General features: G+C 58.1%; 23 protein-coding genes. 12 read left to right on the top strand and 11 right to left on the bottom strand.

The window, feature by feature from the left end:
• Nucleotides 1-84: 84 nt before the first annotated feature.
• On the top strand, nucleotides 85-948 hold the full coding sequence (locus DSM117340_RS09045; RefSeq protein WP_089890175.1) for a LysR family transcriptional regulator: 864 nt from the start codon (nucleotides 85-87) through the stop codon (nucleotides 946-948).
• Here DSM117340_RS09045 and DSM117340_RS09050 read toward each other — a convergent pair.
• Together DSM117340_RS09050 and DSM117340_RS09055 are read right to left on the bottom strand one after the other, a co-directional pair.
• Nucleotides 945-1,412 carry a DNA polymerase III subunit chi gene (locus DSM117340_RS09050; RefSeq protein WP_089890172.1) on the bottom strand — a complete coding sequence of 156 codons (468 nt, stop codon included), beginning with the start codon at nucleotides 1,410-1,412 and terminating at the stop codon, nucleotides 945-947. The two genes, DSM117340_RS09045 and DSM117340_RS09050, sit on opposite strands and share 4 nt — an antisense overlap.
• A 5-nt stretch (nucleotides 1,413-1,417) precedes the next feature.
• A complete protein-coding gene (locus DSM117340_RS09055) occupies nucleotides 1,418-2,896 on the bottom strand; it encodes a leucyl aminopeptidase (protein ID WP_271437235.1) in 1,479 nt (492 codons plus the stop codon).
• A 180-nt stretch (nucleotides 2,897-3,076) separates the two neighbouring features.
• On the opposite strand from DSM117340_RS09055, the gene lptF reads away from it, so the two are divergent.
• From lptF to rsmA, 6 genes are read left to right on the top strand one after another with little or no spacing between them, the layout of a single operon-like run.
• Complete coding sequence (gene lptF, locus DSM117340_RS09060; RefSeq protein WP_271437234.1) at nucleotides 3,077-4,213, top strand: LPS export ABC transporter permease LptF; 1,137 nt, start codon at nucleotides 3,077-3,079, stop codon at nucleotides 4,211-4,213.
• Nucleotides 4,210-5,307, top strand: a complete 1,098-nt coding sequence (gene lptG, locus DSM117340_RS09065) for an LPS export ABC transporter permease LptG (protein ID WP_271437233.1) — start codon at nucleotides 4,210-4,212, stop codon at nucleotides 5,305-5,307. The genes lptF and lptG overlap by 4 nt, the downstream gene beginning before the upstream one ends.
• Before the next feature lie 8 nt (nucleotides 5,308-5,315).
• Nucleotides 5,316-7,460: an LPS assembly protein LptD gene (gene lptD / locus DSM117340_RS09070; RefSeq protein ID WP_089890165.1), complete on the top strand. Its 2,145-nt coding sequence runs from the start codon at nucleotides 5,316-5,318 to the stop codon at nucleotides 7,458-7,460.
• A 5-nt stretch (nucleotides 7,461-7,465) separates the two neighbouring features.
• On the top strand, nucleotides 7,466-8,695 hold the full coding sequence (locus DSM117340_RS09075; RefSeq protein ID WP_354689578.1) for a peptidylprolyl isomerase: 1,230 nt from the start codon (nucleotides 7,466-7,468) through the stop codon (nucleotides 8,693-8,695).
• Complete coding sequence (gene pdxA, locus DSM117340_RS09080; RefSeq protein WP_271437232.1) at nucleotides 8,685-9,659, top strand: 4-hydroxythreonine-4-phosphate dehydrogenase PdxA; 975 nt, start codon at nucleotides 8,685-8,687, stop codon at nucleotides 9,657-9,659. The genes DSM117340_RS09075 and pdxA overlap by 11 nt, the downstream gene beginning before the upstream one ends.
• A complete protein-coding gene (gene rsmA / locus DSM117340_RS09085) occupies nucleotides 9,656-10,498 on the top strand; it encodes a 16S rRNA (adenine(1518)-N(6)/adenine(1519)-N(6))-dimethyltransferase RsmA (protein ID WP_089890157.1) in 843 nt (280 codons plus the stop codon). Before pdxA ends, rsmA begins: the two co-directional genes overlap by 4 nt.
• A 51-nt stretch (nucleotides 10,499-10,549) precedes the next feature.
• On the opposite strand, the gene DSM117340_RS09090 is transcribed toward rsmA, so the two are convergent.
• The 3 genes from DSM117340_RS09090 to prfA all read right to left on the bottom strand — a co-directional run bounded on the left by DSM117340_RS09090 (nucleotide 10,550) and on the right by prfA (nucleotide 13,273).
• Nucleotides 10,550-11,182: a DUF4167 domain-containing protein gene (locus tag DSM117340_RS09090; protein ID WP_089890154.1), complete on the bottom strand. Its 633-nt coding sequence runs from the start codon at nucleotides 11,180-11,182 to the stop codon at nucleotides 10,550-10,552.
• Nucleotides 11,183-11,378: 196 nt separating this feature from the next.
• A complete protein-coding gene (gene prmC / locus DSM117340_RS09095; protein ID WP_089890151.1) occupies nucleotides 11,379-12,227 on the bottom strand; it encodes a peptide chain release factor N(5)-glutamine methyltransferase in 849 nt (282 codons plus the stop codon).
• Nucleotides 12,224-13,273, bottom strand: a complete 1,050-nt coding sequence (gene prfA, locus DSM117340_RS09100; protein WP_089890149.1) for a peptide chain release factor 1 — start codon at nucleotides 13,271-13,273, stop codon at nucleotides 12,224-12,226. Before prfA ends, prmC begins: the two co-directional genes overlap by 4 nt.
• Nucleotides 13,274-13,335: 62 nt before the next feature.
• On the opposite strand from prfA, the gene DSM117340_RS09105 reads away from it, so the two are divergent.
• On the top strand, nucleotides 13,336-13,614 hold the full coding sequence (locus DSM117340_RS09105) for a hypothetical protein (protein ID WP_245724406.1): 279 nt from the start codon (nucleotides 13,336-13,338) through the stop codon (nucleotides 13,612-13,614).
• Here the strand turns inward: DSM117340_RS09105 and DSM117340_RS09110 are convergent.
• Genes DSM117340_RS09110 through DSM117340_RS09125 form a run of 4 tightly spaced genes read right to left on the bottom strand, consistent with a single transcriptional unit; the run spans nucleotide 13,561 to nucleotide 17,340 of the window.
• Entirely contained in the window at nucleotides 13,561-13,962 is a 402-nt protein-coding gene (locus DSM117340_RS09110; protein ID WP_354689579.1) for a DUF1499 domain-containing protein, read from the bottom strand. The two genes, DSM117340_RS09105 and DSM117340_RS09110, sit on opposite strands and share 54 nt — an antisense overlap.
• Nucleotides 13,963-14,010: 48 nt before the next feature.
• Nucleotides 14,011-14,979 (bottom strand): agmatinase, encoded by a 969-nt coding sequence (speB, locus tag DSM117340_RS09115; protein WP_089890146.1) that lies wholly within the window; start codon nucleotides 14,977-14,979, stop codon nucleotides 14,011-14,013.
• A 28-nt stretch (nucleotides 14,980-15,007) separates the two neighbouring features.
• Nucleotides 15,008-16,171: a M20 aminoacylase family protein gene (locus DSM117340_RS09120; protein WP_089890143.1), complete on the bottom strand. Its 1,164-nt coding sequence runs from the start codon at nucleotides 16,169-16,171 to the stop codon at nucleotides 15,008-15,010.
• A gap of 11 nt (nucleotides 16,172-16,182) precedes the next feature.
• Nucleotides 16,183-17,340 carry a M20 aminoacylase family protein gene (locus DSM117340_RS09125; protein WP_089890139.1) on the bottom strand — a complete coding sequence of 386 codons (1,158 nt, stop codon included), beginning with the start codon at nucleotides 17,338-17,340 and terminating at the stop codon, nucleotides 16,183-16,185.
• A 62-nt stretch (nucleotides 17,341-17,402) separates the two neighbouring features.
• Here DSM117340_RS09125 and mazG point away from each other — a divergent pair, with 62 nt between their 5' ends.
• Both mazG and DSM117340_RS09135 read left to right on the top strand, forming a co-directional pair.
• Complete coding sequence (mazG, locus tag DSM117340_RS09130) at nucleotides 17,403-18,230, top strand: nucleoside triphosphate pyrophosphohydrolase (RefSeq protein WP_089890136.1); 828 nt, start codon at nucleotides 17,403-17,405, stop codon at nucleotides 18,228-18,230.
• A 71-nt stretch (nucleotides 18,231-18,301) separates the two neighbouring features.
• Nucleotides 18,302-19,312, top strand: a complete 1,011-nt coding sequence (locus DSM117340_RS09135) for a Fe(3+) ABC transporter substrate-binding protein (RefSeq protein WP_089890132.1) — start codon at nucleotides 18,302-18,304, stop codon at nucleotides 19,310-19,312.
• Nucleotides 19,313-19,373: 61 nt separating this feature from the next.
• On the opposite strand, the gene DSM117340_RS09140 is transcribed toward DSM117340_RS09135, so the two are convergent.
• Nucleotides 19,374-20,261 (bottom strand): hypothetical protein, encoded by an 888-nt coding sequence (locus DSM117340_RS09140; RefSeq protein WP_089890128.1) that lies wholly within the window; start codon nucleotides 20,259-20,261, stop codon nucleotides 19,374-19,376.
• Nucleotides 20,262-20,381: 120 nt separating this feature from the next.
• On the opposite strand from DSM117340_RS09140, the gene DSM117340_RS09145 reads away from it, so the two are divergent.
• Both DSM117340_RS09145 and DSM117340_RS09150 read left to right on the top strand, forming a co-directional pair.
• Entirely contained in the window at nucleotides 20,382-21,317 is a 936-nt protein-coding gene (locus DSM117340_RS09145) for a nucleoside hydrolase (RefSeq protein ID WP_245724404.1), read from the top strand.
• A complete protein-coding gene (locus DSM117340_RS09150) occupies nucleotides 21,314-21,760 on the top strand; it encodes a GNAT family N-acetyltransferase (protein ID WP_089890122.1) in 447 nt (148 codons plus the stop codon). The genes DSM117340_RS09145 and DSM117340_RS09150 overlap by 4 nt, the downstream gene beginning before the upstream one ends.
• On the opposite strand, the gene DSM117340_RS09155 is transcribed toward DSM117340_RS09150, so the two are convergent.
• Nucleotides 21,757-22,650, bottom strand: coding sequence for a DMT family transporter (locus tag DSM117340_RS09155; protein WP_089890119.1), 894 nt, complete (start codon nucleotides 22,648-22,650; stop codon nucleotides 21,757-21,759). The genes DSM117340_RS09150 and DSM117340_RS09155 overlap by 4 nt on opposite strands.
• Nucleotides 22,651-22,729 lie beyond the last annotated feature (79 nt).

Genomic DNA, 22,729 nt, shown 5'->3' on the forward strand with positions numbered 1-22,729 from the left:
TTTACAGAACGGTGGCGCAGATTGGCGCTTGCGGCAAACCAGAAAGACATTAACTTTGCTTTAGAAAAACTAAGGCTAGATTTCATGGCGCTTGCACCTCCCCGCCCAAAGGGCCCACCACTCAACGCCCTGCGCGCCTTTGAAGCTGCGGCAAGGCTTGGCAGTTTTGCCGCGGCAGCCGAAGAGCTAAGCGTGACAGCAGGCGCGATCTCTCAGCACATCAAACAGATCGAAGGCTGGGCTGGAACCACCTTGTTTGTGCGTCGCGCACAAGGGGTCGCACTGACATCTGCGGGCCGTACGCTTCTCGCGCCACTCACCCTTGCCTTTGACAATATCTCTGACGCGACAAGCCTCTTGCGCACACTTAGCCCCAAACCAACGCTCAATATCGCAACCCTGCCCAGTATCGCACAGCTCTGGCTACAGCCGCGTCTTGCGCAAGTGCGCGCCGCCCTTGGCGCCACAAGCCTATCGGTCTATGCACTGGAAACGCCACCAGATATGCGCCGCGCGCCGTTTGATTGCAGTCTGTTCCTACAAAAGCCCACAGGATCGACGCATGAAACGGTACTCGTCCAAGACAGCCTCTTGCCCGTCTGCGCGCCAAGCGTCGCCGCACGCCTCAAAGCGCCACAAGATCTCGCGAACGAAACTTTGCTCTATGATGAAAGCTGGCACGATGACTGGCCAATCTGGACCAAAGCCCACGGCTTGTCTCTCCCGCCCAGCCAAGACCTTGCACGCTATTCGCTCTATGCACTCGCTGTGGCCGACGCCAGAGCAGGTTTTGGCGTCCTGATGGGGCATATGCCCCTCGTACAGAACGCCCTCGACACAGGAGAGCTGGTCGCACCCTTCAATATGCCCCTGACAAGCGATAAAGCTTTGGTGTTGCAGCTCGGCCAGAATGTCCCGCAGGATCTGGCCAGCCTACTGACGGCCTAAGCGCCTTCACTTTCAGCCTTTTTCTCCCAGCGTCCGCTCTCTTCGGACCAGTACTCGGCGGCACAGCCCGCACCCGTCAGGGTCTTCCACTGTCCGCGTGCGACCGACACAGCCTCTTCTTCATACCCATTGAAGACAAGGCAGACCCGCTCAAGCCTGTTGACTTCCTCAGCGCTCACAGCGGCCCCATCAATCGCCATCAGGCAGGTCGCCCCATTGGGCAGATCGGCAGTTTCGGTGAGCAAAACAGGCTGCTGCGCGTCATGTGGCCCACCCGAAAGACCGTGGGGCAAAAAGCTCTCAGGCCGCCCACCCCAAAGCTTCTCGTCAAGCCATTCAAGCCGTCCGCGCTCAGGTCCACGCACAGCGACTTTCCAGCCACGCGAAAGCGATGCCTCCAAAAGCTGCGGCAGCGCCTGCTCCAGCGGACGCCGCGTCAGATGGTAAAACATCGCCTTGCCCATGTGGATCAGACCTCTTTCGTCTCGTAAGCATCCGCCACAAAACGGTTGAGCGCCATAACGCCCCAGCCCGTCGCACCGAGCGGCGCATAGGCCGTTTCCGCCTTCACGCTGGCTGTGCCCGCAATATCAAGGTGAATCCACGGCTGGCCCTCTTTTACAAAGCGCTGCAAGAACTGCGCCGCTGTGATCGAGCCCGCCATGCGCCCACCAACATTTTTCATGTCAGCAATGCGGCTCTTGAGAAGGTCGTCATAGGCTTGCCCCAGCGGCAAACGCCAAGCGCCCTCACCTTCAGCCTCGGCCGCTTTCATGAAGCTCTGGCAGAAGGCATCATCATTTGAGAACACACCTGTGTTTTCATGCCCCAGCGCCACAAGAACAGCGCCTGTGAGCGTGGCGAGGTCGATCATCCCCGCAGGTTTATAGACCTCCTGCGCATACCACATCACATCACACAGAACGAGGCGGCCCTCGGCGTCTGTATTGATCACCTCAATAGTATCGCCCTTCATTGAGGTCACAACATCCCCCGGACGTGTGGCGCGATCGCTCGGCATGTTCTCTACAAGCCCGACAAGCCCGATCACGTTGGCCTTGGCTTTGCGTTCGGCCAAAGCTTGCATCGTGCCCGCAACAGTGCCCGCACCGCCCATATCCATGGTCATATCTTCCATGCCAGCCGCTGGCTTGAGGCTGATCCCGCCAGTGTCAAAGACAACGCCCTTACCAACAAGCGCCAGTGGCGCAGCGCCTTTTTCACCGCCAAGCCATTCCATTACAACGACTTTTGAGGGGCTGATACTGCCATGGCCAACAGACAAAAGTGAATGCATCCCAAGCTTGGCAAGCTCGTCCTCTTCCATCACCTTAACCTTAAGGCCCAGCTTGCCGAGCGCCACGAGGCGGTTGGCAAATTCTGTCGTGGTCAGGTGATTGGCAGGCTCGTTGACCAAATCGCGCGTAAAATGCACACCGCGCGCCACAGCCAGCGGATCGGCGACAGCCTCCTGAAGCTTCTCAGGGTTAGGACAGAGCACCAGAATACCCCCGTCAGCCTCAGCCTCGGCGGTCTTATGCGGCGTAAATTCATAGATACGCAGCGCCAGCCCCATAACAACCTCATGAGCCCTTGGCATCGCCCCAAGGCAGAGTGTCAACACGGCTTTGCCCTTGGCTTTGGCCAAAGAAACGCCCGCTTTACGCGCCATATCGGACTTAGCTGTGCGGGAGAGCTTGACCACATCAACAGCGTCAGCCTCCATCCCCGAAGGGTAGCCCAGCGTCAGAACATCGCCTTCCTTGGCCTTCTCAAAGCGCTCGCTTTCCACAAGCCGCTTCAATGCCCCCTTGGTGAGCCGCGCAATGCGCCGTCCGGCCTTATCCAGCGTTCCTTCAGGGCTGGCCACAACAGCCACACGCCCCTTCGCGCTGCCCAGCGCGTCCAGATCAAGGTCTTTGAAGTCAAATGTCACAAGCTCGGCCATGTTATTCTCCCATATCTTTGCCCAAGTCGTATCGCGGCCCGCCCGCCTTGGCCAGAGCACAAACCCAAGCTTTTGAGCAGCCTTTGGCGCGTCCTGCGCCAGACACCGCATTAACAGTTTACCCTGCCCCGCCACATCTAGTAGTGTCAGCCCATTGTTACACCATCCGAGGGGGATACCGTGGCCAGATTCGACCGCTATATGCTGTCGCAGCTTATGGTCCTGTTTGGCTTTTTTGCATTGGTTCTGGTTTCGATTTACTGGATCAATCGCGCCGTCAAACTGTTCGATAGGTTGATCGGCGACGGGCAAACCGCAATGGTATTTGCCGAGTTTACCGCGCTCACTCTGCCCTCCGTGATCCGTGTCGTCCTCCCAATCGCAGGCTTTGCCGCCACACTCTATGTCACCAACCGCCTCAGCACAGAGAGCGAGCTCACCGTGATGCAATCCACAGGCTTTTCACCGTGGCGTCTGGCGCGGCCCGTGCTCTACTTCGGACTGATCGTCGGCGTTATGGTCGCAATGTTGGCCAATGTGCTTGTGCCCGCCTCGCTCAAACAGCTCCAACTGCGCGAGACCGAAATCTCCCAAAACGTGACGGCGCGGCTCCTGACCGAAGGCACATTTCTTCACCCCACTGACGGTGTCACCTTCTATATCCGCGAAATTGCACCTGACGGACGCATGAATGACGTCTTTCTTTCCGATCGCCGTGATCCGAGCGAAAGCGTGACACATACCGCTGCCTCGGCCTATCTGATACGCACAGAAACAGGCCCCGCTCTTGTGATGATCGACGGCCTCACACAGCGCCTCTCCCGTCCTGCCCTGCAACTCAACACCACACATTTTGCTGATCTTTCCTACTCGATCAGTGGTTTGATCTCGACGGAAGACAGAACATCCGCACAACTACGCCACTTCAACACCTTTGAAATGCTCACAACACCTGTGCATATTCAGGTCCGTACAGGGGTCAACACGGGCGTCTTTGCCGAAGAGCTACACACCCGCTTTACCCAGCCGCTCTTCGCACTGGCCGCCGTTCTGCTTGGTTTTGCCTCCTTGCTTTCGGGCGGCTTTTCTCGCTTTGGCGTTTGGCGTCAAATTGTGATCGCCCTCATCCTTCTGATCCTGATCAAGGCGCTTGAAAGTCTTGTGACAGAACCCGTGCTTTCCAATCCTTCTCTCTGGCCTCTGCTCTATCTACCAGCGCTCTTGGGGCTCGCGATTGCCATAGCGCTCTTGGCGCGCAGCGCGGGCCAGCTGCCCTCGCTCTCCGCATGGCGTCGCAGAAAGGCCGTGCTCTCATGATTTTGCATGGCTATTTCATCCGCAAGTTTCTTGGCCTCTTCTTTGGCCTCTTGCTTCTCTTCTTTGTCTTTCAGGCGTTGATTGATCTCATCGAAACAGTCCGCCGCTTTCAAGGCGCCGATGTCACCTTTTGGGGCCTGATCAGCCTGACCTTGCTGAATGTTCCCCAAGGTCTTTATCAAATCATACCCTTGGTGATGATCCTTGCCACAGTCTCGCTCTTTCTGGGTCTCGCCCGCAGCTCAGAGCTTGTTGTGGTGCGCGCCACGGGCCGTTCTGCCCTACGCGCGCTCATTGCGCCTGCCAGCATGGCCTTTCTGATCGGCGTGATACTCGTCGCCATGTTCAATCCCATCGTCGCCGCAACAACCAAACGCTTTCATGACAAAAGCCAAGAGTTACGCGATGGCAGCATCGATGTGCTCTCGCTGTCCGCAGAGGGGCTCTGGCTGCGCCAAGGCGGCGCCGAGGGGCAGACTGTAATCCGTGCAACCTCGGCCAACCCAGACGCCACGGTCCTCTATGATGTCACCTTCCTCTCGTATGCCCCAAAAGGCGGCCCGCTCAAGCGCGTCGAAGCCGCAGAAGCTCGCCTTGAGCCAGGTGCATGGGAGTTGACCGACGCCACCGTCTGGCCGCTCTCCTCAGGCGTCAACCCTGAAGGCAGTGTGGCCCGTCACCTGACTTTGCGAATTTCGTCCACTCTCACACAAGAGCGCATCCTTGAAAGCTTCGGCGCGCCCAGCGCCATTTCGGTTTGGGACTTACCCGCTTTCATCAAACAGCTCGACCAAGCGGGTTTCTCGACACGCCGGCATGCCGTCTGGCTTCAAATGGAGCTGGCTCAGCCGCTGTTTTTGCTCGCGATGGTCCTCGTCGGCGCGGCGTTCACCATGCGACATGGGCGCGGTGGCGGCACAGGCCTTGCGGTTTTGGCCTCTGTTTTGCTCGGCTTTGGGCTTTACTACATTCGCAATTTCGCGCAAGTCCTTGGTGAAAATGGTCAGATTCCTGTGCTTCTGGCCGCGTGGGCGCCGCCAACCGCCTCAATTTTGCTGGCTTGGGGCTTGTTGTTGCATATGGAAGACGGGTGAGAGATCGAATGAAGCGCTTTTTAAGCCCTCTTGCCATCGCGCTTTGCCTCGTTCTGCCCGTTGCCGCAGAGGAGGCTGCTGGCCCAGCAATGCTTGTGGCCGATAGCGTCTATCTGGACGGAAAGACCCGCCTTGTGGCCGAGGGCCGTGTTGAGGCCCTTTCAGGCGACACACGGATCATGGCACAGAAAATTACCTATAATCGCACGGCAGGCACACTCGCGATCGAGGGGCCCATCCGCATCGAAGAAGGCGGCAGCATTACGGTCCTTGCTTCCAGTGCTGAGATGGATGCTGGCTTCCAAAACGCTGTCCTCAAAAGTGCGCGCGTGGTGCTTGATCAGCAAGTCCAGCTCGCCGCCTATCAGATGAACCGCGTCAACGGGCGCTACTCGCAGCTCTACAAAACCGCTGTCACCTCATGCCGCATATGCAATGACGGAACCCCACCACTGTGGCAGATCCGCGCCCGCCGAGTGATCCACGATCAAGTCGAAAAACAGCTCTACTTTGAAGGTGCGCAGCTGCGCGTCAAAGATGTCCCGATCTTCTACCTGCCATACCTGCGCCTGCCTGATCCAACGCTCAAACGCGCATCTGGTTTCATGATCCCCTCGCTCAACAGCTCAACAACGCTTGGCACGGGCATCCGTATTCCGTTTTTCCTCCGTATGGGCGATCACCGCGATCTCACCATAACGCCCTACCTCAGCACCAAAGCCCGCACGCTCGAATTCACATATCGTCAGGCGTATAAACGCGGCGACATCTCCTTTGATGGGGCGATTTCACGGGATGATGAGCTTCCCGGCACAACGCGAGCGTATTTGTTTGGCGAGGGGGCTTTCTCTCTGGCCCATGACATTCAGCTCAGCTTCAATATCGAGGCGACACGCGACGATACCTTTTTGGTCGATTACGGCTATTCTTCCAAAGATCGCCTCGAAAGTGAGTTTGCCCTCAACCGCACCAAGCGCGACAGCTACTCCAGCGCAGCCTTAATACACTACCGCTCCCTGCGCTTCGGCGAGATCAACGCAAACATCCCATCTCTGATCGCCGACATGACCCACGAGGAGCGCTTTTTCCCCCGCGCTTTGGGAGGCGAGCTGCGCATTGGCACAGAACTACATAGCCACTACCGCTATTCTGACGCAGGCACAGATACAGACAATGACGGTATCGTGGACGGACGCGATGTAACACGTCTCAACGCCGAGCTCAGCTGGCAGCGCAATTGGACCACGGCCTATGGCCTGCAGGCCAAAGTCTTCTCAGGTGTCGCCGCGGATCAGTTTTACACAGCGCAAGACACGCTCCTCTCCGCCAGTGCCAACGAGATCACCCCCATGGCCGCACTGGCCCTGCGCTGGCCAATGCAAAAGACAATGCAGAATGGCTCACACCATATTGTGGAACCCTTTGTACAATTCGGTTGGGTCGGTGGCGAAAACCCTGATGTCGCCAATGACGAAAGCACACGCGTCGAGTTTGACGAAGGCAACTTGCTAGATCTGACGCATTTTCCAAGCAACGACCGCCGCGAGCGCGGCCGCATGCTGACTTACGGGGTCAATTGGTCCCGTACAGGGCCACACGGCTGGGACAGCACGCTGACCTTGGGCCAAATCTTGCGCCAAAAGAACCATGTCGATTTTTCGGCCTCCTCAGGCCTTGCGGGTACAAACTCCGATGTACTTGTGGCTGGCCAGCTGCGCGCACCAAGCGGCTTGGCCCTGACAGGCCGCGCGCTTTTTGATACAGATCTCGACCTGACCAAAGCCGAGGCCCGCGGTACATGGCAACAAAAGCGCTTTGGCGTCGGCGCAAGCTATGTCTGGCTTGATGCTGATGCCGATGAAGACCGCAATGATATTGTCGCAGAACTTTCACTTGATAGCCTCTACCGGTTTTCGCGCCATTGGGCTGGTACGGCCAATATGCGCTATGATGTGACCGCTGATGAGGCCGCAGAGGCGGGTATTGGCTTACAATATCAAAATGAATGCGTGAAAGTTGACCTTTCTCTCTCGCGCAGGTTTACCTCTTCCACTATTCTATCGCCAGCAACCGAAATGAGCCTGACCGTCGGGCTTCTCGGGTTTAATGCGAGCTCGCGGGACAAGAGCTACACCCGCCAATGCAAGGACTAAAACTGATGATCATGCGTTCACCGCTCCAATCGCTCCTCTTTATCTGCCTTGCGCTTGGCCTCACGCTTGCCAGCATGGCCAAAGCGCAAAACCTCTTCGCGCCTGCAATAAAAGTGCATGACAAAGTGATCACCCAGTTTGATCTGGACCAGCGCGCACGGATGCTGACGCTCTTCCGCTCGCCTGGCGATGCCACAAAAGAGGCTCGTATCCAGCTTATCGAAGAGCGCCTGAAGCTAGATGCAGCGCAGTCCTTCGGTGTTGTGCCCGACCGTGAAGAAGTACTCGTCGGCATGGAAGAATTTGCCGCCCGCGCCAATATGAGCAACGAGCAGTTCCTACGCGCTCTCAAAGGGGGCGGCGTCGAAGAGCAAACGTTCCGCGAATTTGTGACATCAGGCGTGGCTTGGCGCACGCTCGTGCGCGCCCGCTTCGGCCCAAAGGTCGAAGTCGGTGACAGTGATATCGACCAAGCCCTTACCTCCGCAGCCACTGGGGCTGGCAACATTCGCGTTCTCCTCTCGGAGATCATCTTACCCGCCCCGCCCCAAGAGGCAGCCGCAGCTCAGGCACGTGCCAACGAGCTTTCACAAATCAAAACAGAAGGCGCATTTGCAGCTGCAGCCCGCAAATACTCTGCAACAGCCAGCCGTGGTCGTGGTGGCAAGCTTGACTGGATGCCCCTTTCCAACCTGCCGCCTGCCCTGCACCCGATCATCCTTGGCCTCGCACGCGGGCAAGTGACAGACCCGATCCCAATCAATGGTGGCATCGCTCTCTTTCAGATGCGTGGTATCGAAGAGGGCACAGTGGCGGCACCCGAGTTTTCTGCCATTGAATATGCAGCCTATTACATTGCAGGCGGACGCAGCCCCGAGGCCTTTGCAACTGCCAAAAAAATCAAAAACCGCGCTGACACATGCGATGATCTTTACGGCATCGCCAAAGGACAGCCCGAGGAAGTGCTTGAGCGCGGCTCTAAAGCGCCCGCCGATATCCCCACGGACATCGCTCTTGAGCTTGCTAAGCTCGACAAACACGAAGTGTCCACAGCGCTCACCCGCGCCGATGGCCAAACCCTCGTCTTCCTTATGCTCTGTGGCCGCACGCCCAAGCAGACCGAGGACTTGGATCGCGGCCAAATCGGGTTGAGCCTGCAAAACCGCCGCCTTGGCAGCTATGCCGACAGCTACCTCGCCCAGCTGCGCGCCGAGGCACGGATCATTGAATACTAAGCCCGTCGCGCTCACCTGTGGCGAACCCGCCGGCATTGGACCAGAGCTTGCGCCAATGCTCTGGGACGCCCTCAAAGACGAGCTCAGCTTTTTTCTGATCGGCGATGCATCGCATCTCCCCGAGGGTAGCCCCTATGTCGAAATCAGCGCGCCGTGGGAGGCGCCTGCCGCCATGGCGCAGGGCCTGCCTGTTCTGCCTCTGCCGATGGGCGCGCCGCGCGTTGCGGGCATACCCAACCCTGCCCATGCGGCTGGCGTGATCGCCTCTATTGAGCGTGGTGTAGCGCTCGTAAAGTCAGGCGAAGCTGGTGCGCTCTGTACGCTACCGATCCATAAAAAAGCTCTCAAAGACGGCGCCTCTTTTGCTTTTCCGGGCCATACCGAATTCCTCGCTCATCTCGCGGGGGTGGAGCATGTGGTGATGATGCTGGCCAGCCCTGCGCTGCGTGTCGTCCCCGCCACGATCCATATCGCACTCGCCGATGTCCCAAAGGCACTGACGCCGCACAGCCTGCGCAGAACCCTCGAAATCACCAACGCTGCCCTAAGCTCACAGTTTCATATCGCCGCGCCGCGTCTTGCTGTAGCTGGGCTCAACCCGCATGCAGGCGAAGGCGGAACGATGGGGCCTGAGGAGATCACATGGATCGCGCCTCTTCTGGAGGAGCTGCGCCGCACAGGCCTTGATATCGCAGGCCCCCTGCCCGCCGATACCATGTTTCACGCAGCAGCCCGCGCGCGCTATGACGCCGCCATCTGCATGTACCACGACCAAGCCCTCATCCCGATCAAAACGCTCGATTTTGACCGCGGCGTCAACGTGACACTCGGCCTGCCTTTCGTGCGCACGTCACCTGACCACGGGACAGCCTTTGACATCGCGGGACAAGGCCTCGCCAATCCAAGCTCCAGTATAGAAGCCCTGCGCCTAGCGTGGGCCATGGCCAAAGGCACTGCCACATGACCCAGATCGATACCCTCCCCCCCCTGCGCGCCGTCATTGCCAATCACGGCCTGTCGGCCAGAAAATCCTTGGGCCAAAACTTCCTGCTGGATCTCAACCTCACCGCCAAGATCGCCCGCCATGTCGGAGATCTGTCTCAAAGTGATGTCCTTGAAATCGGCCCAGGGCCAGGAGGCCTCACCCGTGGTTTGCTGTCTGAAGGCGCGCGCCGTGTGCTTGCCATCGAAAAAGACAGCCGCTGCATCCCTGCACTAGAAGAGATCGCAGCAGCTTACGACGGTCGCCTCACAGTGATCGAAGGCGACGCCCTCGAAGTCGACCCTCTCACGCATCTGCAAAAGCCAATCCAGATCGCCGCCAACTTGCCCTATAACATTGGTACAGAACTGCTCGTGCGCTGGCTCACCCCCCCTGAGTGGCCCCCCTTTTGGGACAGCCTAACGCTCATGTTCCAACGCGAAGTCGCCGAGCGTATCGTCGCCAAGCCTGGCTCCAAGGCCTACGGGCGCCTTGCCCTCTTGGCCCAGTGGCGCTCTGATGCAGCAATTGTGCTCAACTTGCCGCCAGAGGCCTTCACACCGCCGCCCAAAGTCAGCAGCGCAGTCGTGCATATCAAAGCTCTTGAAAAGCCACGCTTTGAGGCCGATGCAAAGACTCTGGAGCGCGTCGTCGCCAAAGCCTTCAATCAGCGCCGCAAAATGCTGCGCGCCGCGCTCAAAGGCCTCGCGCCTGATCTCGAAGACAGACTCCTCGCCGCAGGCATCAAGCCCACAGACCGCGCCGAAGTCATTGGCCTTGAGCAGTTCTGCGCCCTCGCGCGCGCCATCAAAGCTCCCTAAGTCTAAGCGCCCAAAAAGAAAAAACCCCGCGTCGGGCGCGGGGTTTCTTGTTTATTCTGCTGCTTGTGAACCGCTGTCCTCTGACGGCGTGTCCTCTTTTTTGCGTCGTGGCTTGCGCACCCGCTTGGGCTTTTCAGCCGCGCTCTCGGGCGTCTCGACAAGGCCGCTGTCTTCTGGTGGACGCATCATTTCAAGCTGCGCAATTTCGGGCTGCGGCGTATGCTCTGGCTGTGGCGCGTCTTGGGCGTCACTCACAGGGGCTGCACGGCGCGGCTTGCGCTGCATCTCGCGTGGCTCTCTGGGTTCGCGCGGCTCTGCACCGCCAGCGTTGCTTTCACGCTCTTGGCGCTCACGGCGTTCGGCCGCTTCGCGGTCACGCTCAGCCTGACGCTCACGGTTTTGTTGCTCTTGAAGCTCGCGTTTGGCGTTTTCTTCAACCATGGCTTCGCTCAGCATCCGCTGATAATGCTCTGCATGCTGCTGAAACGCTTCGGTTGCGACACGGTCGCCCGCAAGCTGCGCATCGCGCGCAAGCTGGTTGTATTTCTCAATGATCTGCTGTGGCGTGCCACGCACTTTGCCTTCTGGCCCCGAGCTGTCAAACACACGGTTTACAATATTGCCGGATGGCCGGTTGTTGTTCCGGTTATTCTTTGATCGCGAACGCGATTTAGATGATCTCATGTTTATAGAGCCTGAGCTTGTTAATTGGCCTTTGTTTGATCTGCGGCGTACGAAACGCACTTGCTACAAATCCAAAGATTTCTGGCTTGGGTATATGCGGGACCGTCCTAAAGACATCCACCGCTCATGCCCCCAATAACCATGTAAACACATGTTTCACAAGGCCCAAAAGAGCCGAATACGTGCAAAATGCCCTCTAAGCAGGCCGAATACCCAAAACTACCCGCTCTCGCCCATCCAGATCAGGCAAAATTTGCACAGCCTCAAGCCCCGCCGCGCCCATCAGTGCGGCCACATCCGCGCCCTGTGTCGGGCCGATTTCAACAATCAAACGCCCGCTTGGCGCTAGGAACTCCACCGCGCGCTCACAAATCTTACGATAGGCGCTCAGCCCGTCAGCCTCATCTGTCAGCGCCATCCGTGGCTCATAGCCCAGCTCCGGTGCGAGGGCGGCCATTTCCTCGAGCGCAATATAGGGCGGGTTTGACACGATCAGATCATAAGGCCCACGCGCCTGTGAAAGCCCATCATACCAATCTGAAAGACAGCTGCCCGCACGCGCCTCAAGACCAAGAGCCGCTCGGTTCAATGCAAAAATCTCAAGCGCAGCTGCCGAAAGATCAGCTCCAACCCCGCGCGCGCTGGCCTGTTCACAGAGCAGCGTGAGCAAAATACATCCCGAGCCTGTTCCAAGATCAAGAACCCGCTCAAACGGACGCTCCAGCGCAGCCAGAACAAGAGCCTCCGTCTCAGGGCGCGGATCGAGCACATCGGCAGTGACGCTAAATGCGCGGCCAAAGAAGGCCCGACGCCCAATGAGATGCGAGACAGGTTCACGCGCCATCCGCCGCACCACAAGCGTTTCAAAGGCCGCCGCGGCCGCGGCTGGCAACTCATCTTGCAAATGCAGCGTCATCCGCGCCGCTTCAATGCCGAGAACATGTGCCATCAAAAGGCGCAGATCACGTGCACCTCCCTCGATCCCTGCTTCCGAAAGCGCCTTGCCACCCGCGCGCAGCGCCGCAGTCACAGTGGCTCCGCTCACCCGTTCATCTCCGCAAGAAGTCGTGATTGATGATCTGCAATCAGCGCATCAATGGTTTCATCAAGATCGCCCTGCATCACAGCCCCAAGGCTGTACAGCGTCAATCCAATACGATGATCTGTCATCCGCCCCTGCGGAAAATTGTAAGTTCTGATCCGCTCTGAGCGGTCGCCCGAACCAACCTGCTCGGCACGGCTGGCGCTGCGTTCGTCATGGACTTTCTGACGCTCCAGATCAAACAGCCTTGTTTTGAGGACTTGCATGGCAATCTCTCGGTTGCGGTGCTGGCTCTTCTCTGAAGAGGTCACAACCAGACCGCTGGGAATATGGGTGATGCGCACCGCCGAGTCGGTCGTGTTCACATGCTGCCCGCCCGCGCCACTCGCGCGCATTGTGTCGATCCTGATGTCATTGGTGTTGATGACGATGTCGACGTCTTCCGCCTCAGGCAAAACCGCCACTGTGGCAGCTGAGGTGTGGATACGTCCGCCACTTTCCGTCTCAGGCACACGTTGCACGCGGTGCACGCCACTCTCAAACTTCAGCCGAGCAAACACATCTTGCCCAGCCACACGCACAACAGCCTCCTTGACCCCGCCAAGCTCGCTCACGCTCTCTTCAAGTATCTCGAATTTCCAGCCGCGCGCCTCCGAGTAGCGCTGATACATGCGCAGCAAATCGCCTGCAAAAAGCGCGGCCTCGTCTCCGCCCGTCCCGGGTCGAATTTCAATGAGCGCAGGTCGCCCATCCGCCGAATCCTTGGGCAAAAGCGAAAGCTGCAAAGCCGCCTCAGCCTCTGGCAAGCGCGCCCGCAAGGCGGGCAGCTCTTCTTCGGCCAGCGCCTTCATTTCAGGGTCAGCGAGCATCTCTTTGGCCTCGGCCAAATCTGCAAGCAGCGTGCGGTAGCTTTCGATTTCCTCGACCACAGGGCGCAGATCGGAATATTCCTTGGCCAAAGCAGCAATGTCCCCGCCCCCTTCGGCCATCTTGGCCTCAAGGAATTGGAAACGCTGAATGATCTGTTCTAAACGCTCTGAAGGAACCATGGCTCCGATGTGCGGTATTCAGCCCGCTTGGTCAAGCGCCGACTTGATGCTATACTTGCCCCATGACGCGCCTTGCCATCTTCCTTATGGCCCTCGCGGCCCCCACTTTTGCCGATCAAAACATCGGCGGCAAAGTGATTGATTGCTATTGCACAGACACCGCAGGCGCACGCGTCGAACTTGGAGAAAGCATATGTCTTCAGGTCGGCGGGCGTATGTTTACCGCCCAATGCCAGATGTCGCTCAACGTCCCGATGTGGCGCGAAACATCGGATGGCTGCATGAGCTCACAGCTTCAGATCAGTGAGCCAGTTGCGAATGCGAGCCTGATTGACTCCTAGGTCTGATTTGCCAAACCGCAAGCGCCCGTAGATCTCGATTTGGCCGTCAGCAAGCCGCACGGTGCTATAATCAGGAAAGCCCCAAAGGGCCGAACGGGTCACATAAAGCCGCTGGTCGTACCACCCCCCTAGCGCCCGGGTGCGCGGCGTTGCAAGCAGAACAGCCTCCACCGCGCCCCAATTGCCCTCAAACACGCGTACCGCACGAAAACCGCCCGCCTCAGCATGATCGCCAAGTCTCGCCATCGGCCCTGTAAGCCGCCAGCGCTCCGCATCCTGCGGCGCAAAACGCACATAGGCCGCAAAGCCCAAAACAAGCAGAAGCGCTCCCATAAAAAGCCAGCTCACACGCCCCATCCCTTTGTTTTTGCTCCAAATAGCCCAGCCAGTACCGGCTTACGCTTTGCCAAGCTTATTCCAGCCGAGCAAACAGATGATCTCCATCGCCACATGCGCCCCCGCAATCGCGGTGGCCCCACTCGTGTCAAACGGCGGTGAGACTTCGACAATATCCCCCCCCACAATATTCACACCCGCCAAATCGCGCAGAATATGAGACGCCTGAGCCGAGCTCAGCCCACCCCAAACAGGTGTCCCTGTGCCCGGCGCAAAGGCAGGGTCGAGCCCATCAATGTCAAAACTGAGATAGACTGGCCGCGCCCCAACAATCTCGCGCGCTTTGGCGGCGACGGCCGCAGGCCCGATCGCATGAACCTCGCGCGCATCAATGATATTGACGCCCAGCGTGTCTTCATTCGTTGTCCGGATACCGATCTGCACAGAGGTCTTCGGGTCGACAATCCCGCTCTTGACCGCTTTGTAAAACATCGTGCCATGGTCCACACGGCTCATGTCATCATCTGCCCAAGTATCGGTATGTGCATCAAACTGGATCAGTGAAAGAGGGCCGTATTTCTCCGCATAGGCTTTGAGAATAGGGAAGCTTATGTAGTGATCCCCCCCCAGCGCGACGCTGGCTGCGCCCTCTGCAAGAATGCCCCTGATATGCGCCGTAAGCGCCTCAGGAAAGGCAGGGATATTGGCGTAGTCAAACGCCAGATCGCCATAATCAACAATATTCATCTCATCCAGCGGGTTATACCCCCAGCCATAAGGCGCATCGGGGCTTTGCAGTGTGCTCGCCTCACGAATGGCGCGTGGGCCGAGCCGTGTGCCAGGGCGGTTGGTCACCGCTTGGTCAAACGGAACGCCCGTGACAGCAATGTCCACGCCCGCCAAATCCTTGGTGTAACGGCGGCGCAAAAACGAAAGCGCCCCGCCAAAGCTGTTTTCAAAGCTGACGCCGCGGTCAGATGTGCGTGTAAACGCCTCGTCCACATAATTTTTGCTGTCTTCCAGTGCCATGTCGTCTCTCCATTCGCTCAAGCAGGCCTTAGCTCAGCGGTGCAGCCTTCTCAACCAGCCGCGCCAGAAACGACGCTCCAATCGGCGCGATCTCGTCATTAAAGTCATAGGCTGGGTGATGAACCATCGCCCCTTCGCCGTTGCCGACAAAAGCATAAACCCCGGGTCGCTGCTCCAACATGTAGGAGAAATCTTCTGCCGCCATCATCGGCTTTGCATCGTCCATAACTTTGGCCTCGCCGACAATCTCACGCGCCACATCAGCGGCGAAAACGGTCTTGCCCGCGTCATTTACAGTTGCAGGGTAGCCGCGATCATATTGCAGCACAGACTCAACGCCAAAGCTCGCCGCCTGCCCCGCAACAATCTCGCCCATACGCTTTTCCACCATGTCACGCACATGAGGGTCAAACGTGCGCACCGTCCCGCAAACCCTTGCACTGTCAGGGATAATATTCGTCGCTGTTCCCGTGTTGATCTGCGTCACAGAGACGACAAGCCGCTCCTGCGCGTCATTGTTGCGGCTCACAATCGTCTGGATCGCCTGCACCATTCCCACAGCCGCCACCACAGGGTCAACGCTCTCATGTGGCATTGCTCCGTGCCCGCCCTTGCCCTGTATATCGATATAAAAACTGTCGACTGCCGCCATGATCGGCCCCGCAACCGTGCCGATAAGCCCCGCCTCAAGGCCAGGTCCATTGTGGATCGCATAGACCTCATCAATCCCAAAGCGCTCCATCATACCTTCCTTGACCATGGCCTCGCCACCCCCAGACAACTCCTCGTCCGGCTGGAAAATAAGCACAGCCTTGCCAGCAAAGTTGCGTGTCTCGCTGAGGTATTTTGCAGCGCCAAGTAGCATCGCTGTGTGCCCGTCATGGCCACAAGCATGCATCTTACCGGGGGTTTTACTGGCGTACTCCAGCCCCGTGATCTCCTCCATCGGAAGCGCATCCATATCCGCACGCAGACCAATCGCTGGCCCCTCGCCCTGCCCGTTGATCACAGCCACAACACCGCTCTCGGCCCAGCCTGTGGTGATCTCATCGACACCAAATTCCTTCAAGCGCTCCACAACAAACGCTGCTGTCTCATGGCACTCACGCCCCAATTCGGGGTTCATATGAATATGCCGCCGCCATGCCTTCATCTCGTCAGCAAGCCCCGCAATACGGTTGATCACAGCCATCGGTCGTCTCCTTATCTATGCAACGTCTCAATCAGACGCGCAAAAAACGAAGCGCCAATCGGGGCCACCTCGTCGTTAAAATCAAATTCGGGGTGATGCACAGAAGGGCCAAGCCCTTGGCCCAAAAAGTAAAACGCCCCCGGCCGCTCATTGAGCATATAGGAGAAATCCTCCGCGCCCATCTCTGGCGGCAAATCGGTAATCACCAGATCATCGCCGACAACCTCGCGCGCCACTTTGGCAGATTTATCCACCTGCGCGGCGTGGTTGACCGTCGCGGGGTAGCTGCGCTCGTAAACCACGTCCGCAGACATCTCAAAACTCTCGGCCTGCGCCCGCGCAATCTCGCCAATCCGCCGCTCGGCAAGGTCACGGTTCGTCTCGCTAAAGGTGCGCACGGTCCCGCTCAGCTTGACTTCGTCGGCAATGATATTGCTCGCAGTGCCGCCATGAAACTGCGTCACCGAAACCACAATTGGATCAATCGGGTTCGCATTGCGCGCCACAATGGTCTGAAGCGCAAGCCCCGTCTGCATCGCCGCTATCATTGGGTCTTTGCAGGCGTGTGGATAGGCAGCATGCCCGCCCACACCTTTCACAGTAATCTCCCATTCATCCACCGCAGCCATAATCGGCCCCGCGCAGGTGCGCAGCTCACCCGCCTGCGCAAATGAATCGGTGTGAATGGCATAGACCTCATCAATCCCGAAGCGCTCCATCATGCCCTCTTCGACCATGATGCGCCCGCCACCAATCGCCTCTTCCGCAGGCTGGAAAATCAGCGCAACACGTCCCTTAAAATTGCGCGTCTCGCTCAAATATTTCGCTGCACCAAGCAGCATCGCCGTGTGCCCGTCATGGCCGCAAGCGTGCATCTTGCCGTCCACTTTACTGGCCCACTCGGCTCCCGTCTCTTCTTGCATCGGCAGCGCGTCCATATCCGCGCGCAGCCCCGTGCAAGGGCCTGCACCCTGACCGTTGATAATGGCAACAACGCCCGTCTTCGCAATGCCCTCATGGATCTCGTCCACACCAAACTCGCGCAGCCGCTTGACCACGAAGGCCGCCGTCTCGTGACAATCCAGCGCCAGCTCTGGGTGCATATGAATATGCCGCCGCCAGCCCGCCATTTCTTCGGCAAAGCCCGCAATCCGATTTATGACCGCCATGTCTTGCGCCTCCTGCCCGCTCAGATACCCTAGCACTCAACACCGAAGAGAAGGCATAGGCAATGGCTGACGACACGCTCATTCACACTCCCAATGGCGGCCTCCCGCGCCTCCGCGCGATCATGCGCGCCCTGCGCGACCCCGAAACAGGCTGTCCGTGGGATATCGAGCAGACTTTCGCGACCATCGCCCCCTATACCATTGAGGAGGCCTATGAGGTCGCCGACGCGATTGAGCGTGAGGCATGGGACGAGCTCAAAGGTGAGCTTGGTGATCTCCTGTTCCAGTCCGTCTTTCACGCCCAGATGGCCGAGGAAGCGGGCCTCTTTAGTCTTGATGATGTCGCTGACACAATGTCGGATAAGATGGTCACGCGGCATCCACATGTTTTTGGTGCAGAATCGCGCAACAAATCCGCCGAACAACAGACCCGCGACTGGGAAGCCATCAAAGCGGCCGAGCGCGCGGGCAAAGCCGAAAAAGGCACACTCGACGGCGTGGCCCTTGGCCTGCCAGCGCTCTTGCGCGCCCACAAGCTGCAAAAACGCGCCGCCCGCGTTGGCTTTGACTGGCCAAGCGCCCGTGAAGTTCTCGACAAAATTCTTGAGGAATCCCAAGAGCTTGTCGAGGCGCAGGCTGAAGCAGACCAAGAGCACATCCTAGAGGAATACGGTGACCTTATGTTTGTCATGGCCAACTTGGGTCGGCACCTTGGCGTTGAACCAGAGGCTGCCCTCCGCGCAGCCAATGCTAAGTTCGAGCGCCGCTTTGGCCGCGTCGAAGCCCTGCTCGCGGCGCGCGGCAAGCGCCCCGAAGACAGCGATCTGTCCGAGATGGACGCGCTCTGGACAACTGCAAAAGAAGAAGAACGTGAGCAAAATAATACCTGATCTAAAAATTCAGGTATTGACCCGACAAAAAGACTCAGGATAAAACCGCTTCAACAGAAACGGAGACTCACATGACCCCCCTGCCCAAATTTGCTTTCAGCATTGCAGCCCTCGCCGTGGCCGCACCCGCGCTCGCAGAAGAAGTGAATATCTACTCCTATCGCCAGCCAGAGCTGATCAAGCCACTGACAGACGCCTTCAGCGCCGAGACAGGCATCGCCGTAAACGTCGCCTACCTTGAAAAAGGCATGGTCGAGCGCCTGCAAGCCGAGGGCAAGCGCTCCCCTGCCGACCTCATCTTCACAGTCGATATTTCGCGCCTGCACGCAGCCGTTGAGGCGGGCCTGACACAGCCCATCACAAGCGACGCGCTGACAGCCAATGTCCCCCCGATCTACCATGACCCAGAGGGCCATTGGTGGGGCCTCACAACCCGCGCTCGCATCGTCTACGCAAGCAAAGAGCGTGTCGCCGAGGGCGAAGTGACAACCTATGAAGACCTCGCCGATCCAAAGTGGAAGGGGCGCATCTGCACGCGCTCAGGAACCAACGCCTACAATGTCGCCCTCACCTCTGCAGCGATCTATCATCACGGCGAAGAGGGTGCAAAAGCTTGGCTTGAAGGCGTCAAAGCAAACCTCGCTCGCAAACCCCAAGGCAATGACCGCGCCCAAGTCAAAGCGATCTGGGCTGGAGAATGCGACATCGCCATCGGCAACACCTACTATATGGGCCAGATGCTTGCGGACCCTGAACAAAAGGAATGGGCGGATAGCATCAACATCGTTTTTCCTGTCTTTGAAGGCGCAGGCACGCATGTAAACATCTCCGGCGTCGCCATGACAAAAGCCGCCCCAAACAAAGACAATGCGTTGAAAATGATGGAGTTCCTCACCTCGCCAAAGGCACAGGAAATCTATGCAAAAGACAATTTTGAATACCCAATCGCGCCTGGCACAGTGGCCGATCCTCTGGTCGAAAGCTGGGGCAGCTTTACGGCTGATCCTGTCAACCTGATGGACCTCGCCCACCTGCGTGATGAAGCGCTCAAGCTCACAGAAACGGTTGATTTTGACGGCTAGTCCCTTGGTCGTCAAACCACTGAGGCGCTCCTTCGGGGGCGCCTTTTTTACATCGCACGCCTCACGTTATAAGCGTGACGCCCTCCATGCTCCCGATCCGCGCAAGGTCGTCTCGATAGCGCGTCGCCAGCGTCTCTGATTGCGCCTCTGAGAAGCGTGCAAAGCCACGGTCCTCGCCATGCTCAGCATACTGAGCAATCACGGCCTGCCAGCCTTCGCGCTCAAGCACTTTTCCCGCATGATAAATACCCTGTAAATGCTCAAGCGCCGCATCTGTCGCACTGACATTAAGATCATAGTCAGGCTCCACATATGCGCCCGCCTCAGCCCCAAGCAGCCGCACCAAAAGCTCAGAACTCGTTCCACGCGCGCCATACTCAACCACAGTCATGCTTTTTGGCTTCAAAACGTTCTGCAAAGCCTTCACAGCCTCAGGCCAGCCGCCACGAAACGTGGTCATCGCCTCCGCATGGGTCTCAAACGGCTCCACAGCATTGTCCTCGGCATGTTTGCGAAACCCCGAGACAAACAGCTCGTCATAAGGCCGCACAATCAGCAGAATATGCTCCGCCTCCGCGCCCACCGCTTCAAGCCCGTCGCGAAACACACGTAGCCGCTTTCGCCGTGCAGGGTAGAGACGCCCAGAAAAGAAATGAATGATCAGCCCGAGCAGGTTTTCTTCTGACAAGACAAGCGGCTGGTCCTCGCCGCTCACATGTTTCTTGAGCGCGCGCGTAACTTTACCCACAAAAGCACCGTGTTGGTCCTCGCCATGGCTCGGCTTGGGCAGACGCAGGTGCAAATGCCCCTCTGGCGCGCCGTCGCGTCCGGGATAAGCGAGGTCATACCCGTCAGATTCGAGCTGCTGGCGATTGGCCGCAAGACAGAGCTGGAAACTGGACGTCCCCGTGCGGTGCGCCCCCGCATGCAGGTAAAGTTTACGAACCATCTGCCACCTTTTTATTTTTTACCCCGCAACTGTCCGCCAGTTTGGCCCCATATGCAACGCTTGGCTGGACAGCACGCACAACTGTTGCCAAGGTCGCCCAAACTCAAAGAGGCTCAAAGCGTGCGCAAAATCATCATTGATACAGATCCAGGCCAAGACGACGCAGTCGCAATCCTATTGGCGCTGGCCAGCCCCAAAGAGCTCGATGTGCTCGGAATTACCTGTGTTGCAGGCAATGTGCCGCTACACCTTACTGAGAAAAATGCTCGTATAATCTGTGAGTTGGCAGGCAAACCTGATGTTAAAGTCTTCGCGGGTTGCGACGCACCCTTGATGCGCAAGCTTGTCACAGCCGAGCATGTTCACGGCAAAACAGGCCTCGATGGTCCAGTCCTGCCAGATCCAACGATGCCCTTGCAAGACGATCATGCCGTTGATTTCATTATCAATACCCTGCGCGCGGAGCCCATCGGAACAGTGACGCTCTGCCCCCTTGGACCGCTCACCAATATCGCAACCGCCTTCCAGAAAGCGCCCGATATTATCAGCCGCGTGCAAGAGATCGTCCTCATGGGCGGCGCATATTTCGAGGTCGGCAACATAACTCCCGCTGCTGAATTCAACATTTACGTTGACCCGGAAGCAGCTGATATTGTTTTTAAATCTGGCGCTCCTATTACAGTCATGCCGCTGGACGTGACCCACAAGGCTCTTGTCACCAAAGAACGCAACGACGCGTTTCGCGCCATAGGCTCACCTGTCGGGGTCGCCGTTGCCGAGATGACAGAGTTCTTTGAACGCTATGATCGCGAGAAGTACGGATCTCTCGGTGCGCCCCTGCACGACCCCTGCGTGACAGCTTACCTCTTGCAGCCTGAGCTCTTTACAGGCCGCTCCGTCAACGTCGAAATCGAAACCCAATCAGAGCTCACGCTTGGCATGACTGTCGCCGATTGGTGGCGCGTCACAGACCGCGCGCCCAATTGCACCTTCATGGGACAGATCAACGCAGAGGGCTTCTTCGCCCTGCTCACAGAAAGACTGGCCCGCCTATGAAGCTGCTGCACCTCGCACGCCCTGATGACATGGAGAAACTCCTGCCACTGGTCGAGGGCTTTCACGCCCACCACGGCATCACTCTGTCAGACGAAAAGCGCCAAGCCGCCCTTATGCCACTCCTTGAGGGCATCCCACACGGGATGATCTATCTCGCTGGCCCCCGCAAAGCGCCTGTCGGTTATATCATCATCACACTCGGGTATTCCGTCGAACTTGGCGGCATCGAAGGCTTCATTGATGAATTTTTCATTCGCGAGAAAGTCCGCGGCCGCGGCATGGGCCACGAAGTGCTCACAACCCTGCTGCCCGCCCTCAAGGATCACGGCATCAAGGCCCTGCACCTAGAGGTCGAACGCAACAATGAAACCGCCCAGCGGCTCTACAAACGCGCAGGCTTTGAAGCGCGCGAAAATTACATTCTGATGACCCGCACGCGCTAGCGCGGAATGCGCGGCTTACGGTTGATCAAGACAAGCCCAACAGCAACAAGGCACAGCCCACCGATGATCTCGGGGCCGATTTCCTCGCCCAATACGAGCCAGCCGAGCGCAACGCCACAGACGGGCGACAAAAAGCTGAACGAGGCCACGCCTGACGCCGGATAAATCTTGAGCAGCATAAACCAGAAGAGATAGCCAAAGCTCGCCACAGCCAGAACCTGAAACGTAAGACCCGCCCAATGGATCGCCGCCAGATCACGCGTCAACGGGCCAAACAACGGGGCAAGTGCAAACAGCAGGAGCATAGACACGCCGAGCTGCCACAATAGTTGGACTTCTGGGCGCTCTTGAGACACAGGGTGAAGCCTCAAAAACAAGGCAATCCCGCCCCAGCCAAGTGCGGCCCCCAGCGCCAGAAGATCGCCAAACAGACTTGCTTCCGCGCCCTCATAGGGCTTCGCCAAAACCCAGATCACACCCGCCATCGCCAGCGCAAGGCCAAGCGCGCGCGGCGCGCGCATCTGCTCACCTGGCAACAGAAAATGTGCCACAAGCGTGAGCCAAACTGGCATCGAATAGAAAATAATCGAGGCACGCGACACTGTCGTATAATCCAGCGCCAAATACAGACACACAAATTCAAAGGTGAAGAGCAGGCCCAGCACAAGCCCTGGGAAAAGCAGATCGCGTCGTATCCCATGATGCACCCCGCGATAGCGCATCCACGCCAGCATCACGAGAAAGGCAAAGGCCGAGCGCAACCCCGCCATGAATATGGGCTGAAAGCCCCCGTTGCTGAGCTTGATCACAACTTGATTGAGCCCCAGCACAACCGCAAAAACAGTCAGCGCCACAGCGCCCGCCAGATCCATATGTGATTTACGTTCCATCGCGCCATCTGCTCAGGCGGCAGCCCCAAGGTCAAGAGCCCAAACGCTTGGCCCAAGCCCCGCCCCCATGCTAGGCTTC

This window comes from Lentibacter algarum (assembly GCF_040580765.1).
Lineage (GTDB): Bacteria > Pseudomonadota > Alphaproteobacteria > Rhodobacterales > Rhodobacteraceae > Lentibacter > Lentibacter algarum.

Coding starts and splice junctions, on each gene's coding strand:
- DSM117340_RS09045 (WP_089890175.1), top strand. CDS start 85: ATGGCGCTTGCACCTCCCCGCCCAAAGGGCCCACCACTCAACGCCCTG.
- DSM117340_RS09050 (WP_089890172.1), bottom strand. CDS start 1,412: ATGGGCAAGGCGATGTTTTACCATCTGACGCGGCGTCCGCTGGAGCAG.
- DSM117340_RS09055 (WP_271437235.1), bottom strand. CDS start 2,896: ATGGCCGAGCTTGTGACATTTGACTTCAAAGACCTTGATCTGGACGCG.
- lptG (WP_271437233.1), top strand. CDS start 4,210: ATGATTTTGCATGGCTATTTCATCCGCAAGTTTCTTGGCCTCTTCTTT.
- lptD (WP_089890165.1), top strand. CDS start 5,316: ATGAAGCGCTTTTTAAGCCCTCTTGCCATCGCGCTTTGCCTCGTTCTG.
- DSM117340_RS09075 (WP_354689578.1), top strand. CDS start 7,466: ATGATCATGCGTTCACCGCTCCAATCGCTCCTCTTTATCTGCCTTGCG.
- rsmA (WP_089890157.1), top strand. CDS start 9,656: ATGACCCAGATCGATACCCTCCCCCCCCTGCGCGCCGTCATTGCCAAT.
- DSM117340_RS09090 (WP_089890154.1), bottom strand. CDS start 11,182: ATGAGATCATCTAAATCGCGTTCGCGATCAAAGAATAACCGGAACAAC.
- prfA (WP_089890149.1), bottom strand. CDS start 13,273: ATGGTTCCTTCAGAGCGTTTAGAACAGATCATTCAGCGTTTCCAATTC.
- DSM117340_RS09105 (WP_245724406.1), top strand. CDS start 13,336: ATGACGCGCCTTGCCATCTTCCTTATGGCCCTCGCGGCCCCCACTTTT.
- speB (WP_089890146.1), bottom strand. CDS start 14,979: ATGGCACTGGAAGACAGCAAAAATTATGTGGACGAGGCGTTTACACGC.
- DSM117340_RS09120 (WP_089890143.1), bottom strand. CDS start 16,171: ATGGCTGTGATCAACCGTATTGCGGGGCTTGCTGACGAGATGAAGGCA.
- DSM117340_RS09125 (WP_089890139.1), bottom strand. CDS start 17,340: ATGGCGGTCATAAATCGGATTGCGGGCTTTGCCGAAGAAATGGCGGGC.
- mazG (WP_089890136.1), top strand. CDS start 17,403: ATGGCTGACGACACGCTCATTCACACTCCCAATGGCGGCCTCCCGCGC.
- DSM117340_RS09135 (WP_089890132.1), top strand. CDS start 18,302: ATGACCCCCCTGCCCAAATTTGCTTTCAGCATTGCAGCCCTCGCCGTG.
- DSM117340_RS09140 (WP_089890128.1), bottom strand. CDS start 20,261: ATGGTTCGTAAACTTTACCTGCATGCGGGGGCGCACCGCACGGGGACG.
- DSM117340_RS09150 (WP_089890122.1), top strand. CDS start 21,314: ATGAAGCTGCTGCACCTCGCACGCCCTGATGACATGGAGAAACTCCTG.
- DSM117340_RS09155 (WP_089890119.1), bottom strand. CDS start 22,650: ATGGAACGTAAATCACATATGGATCTGGCGGGCGCTGTGGCGCTGACT.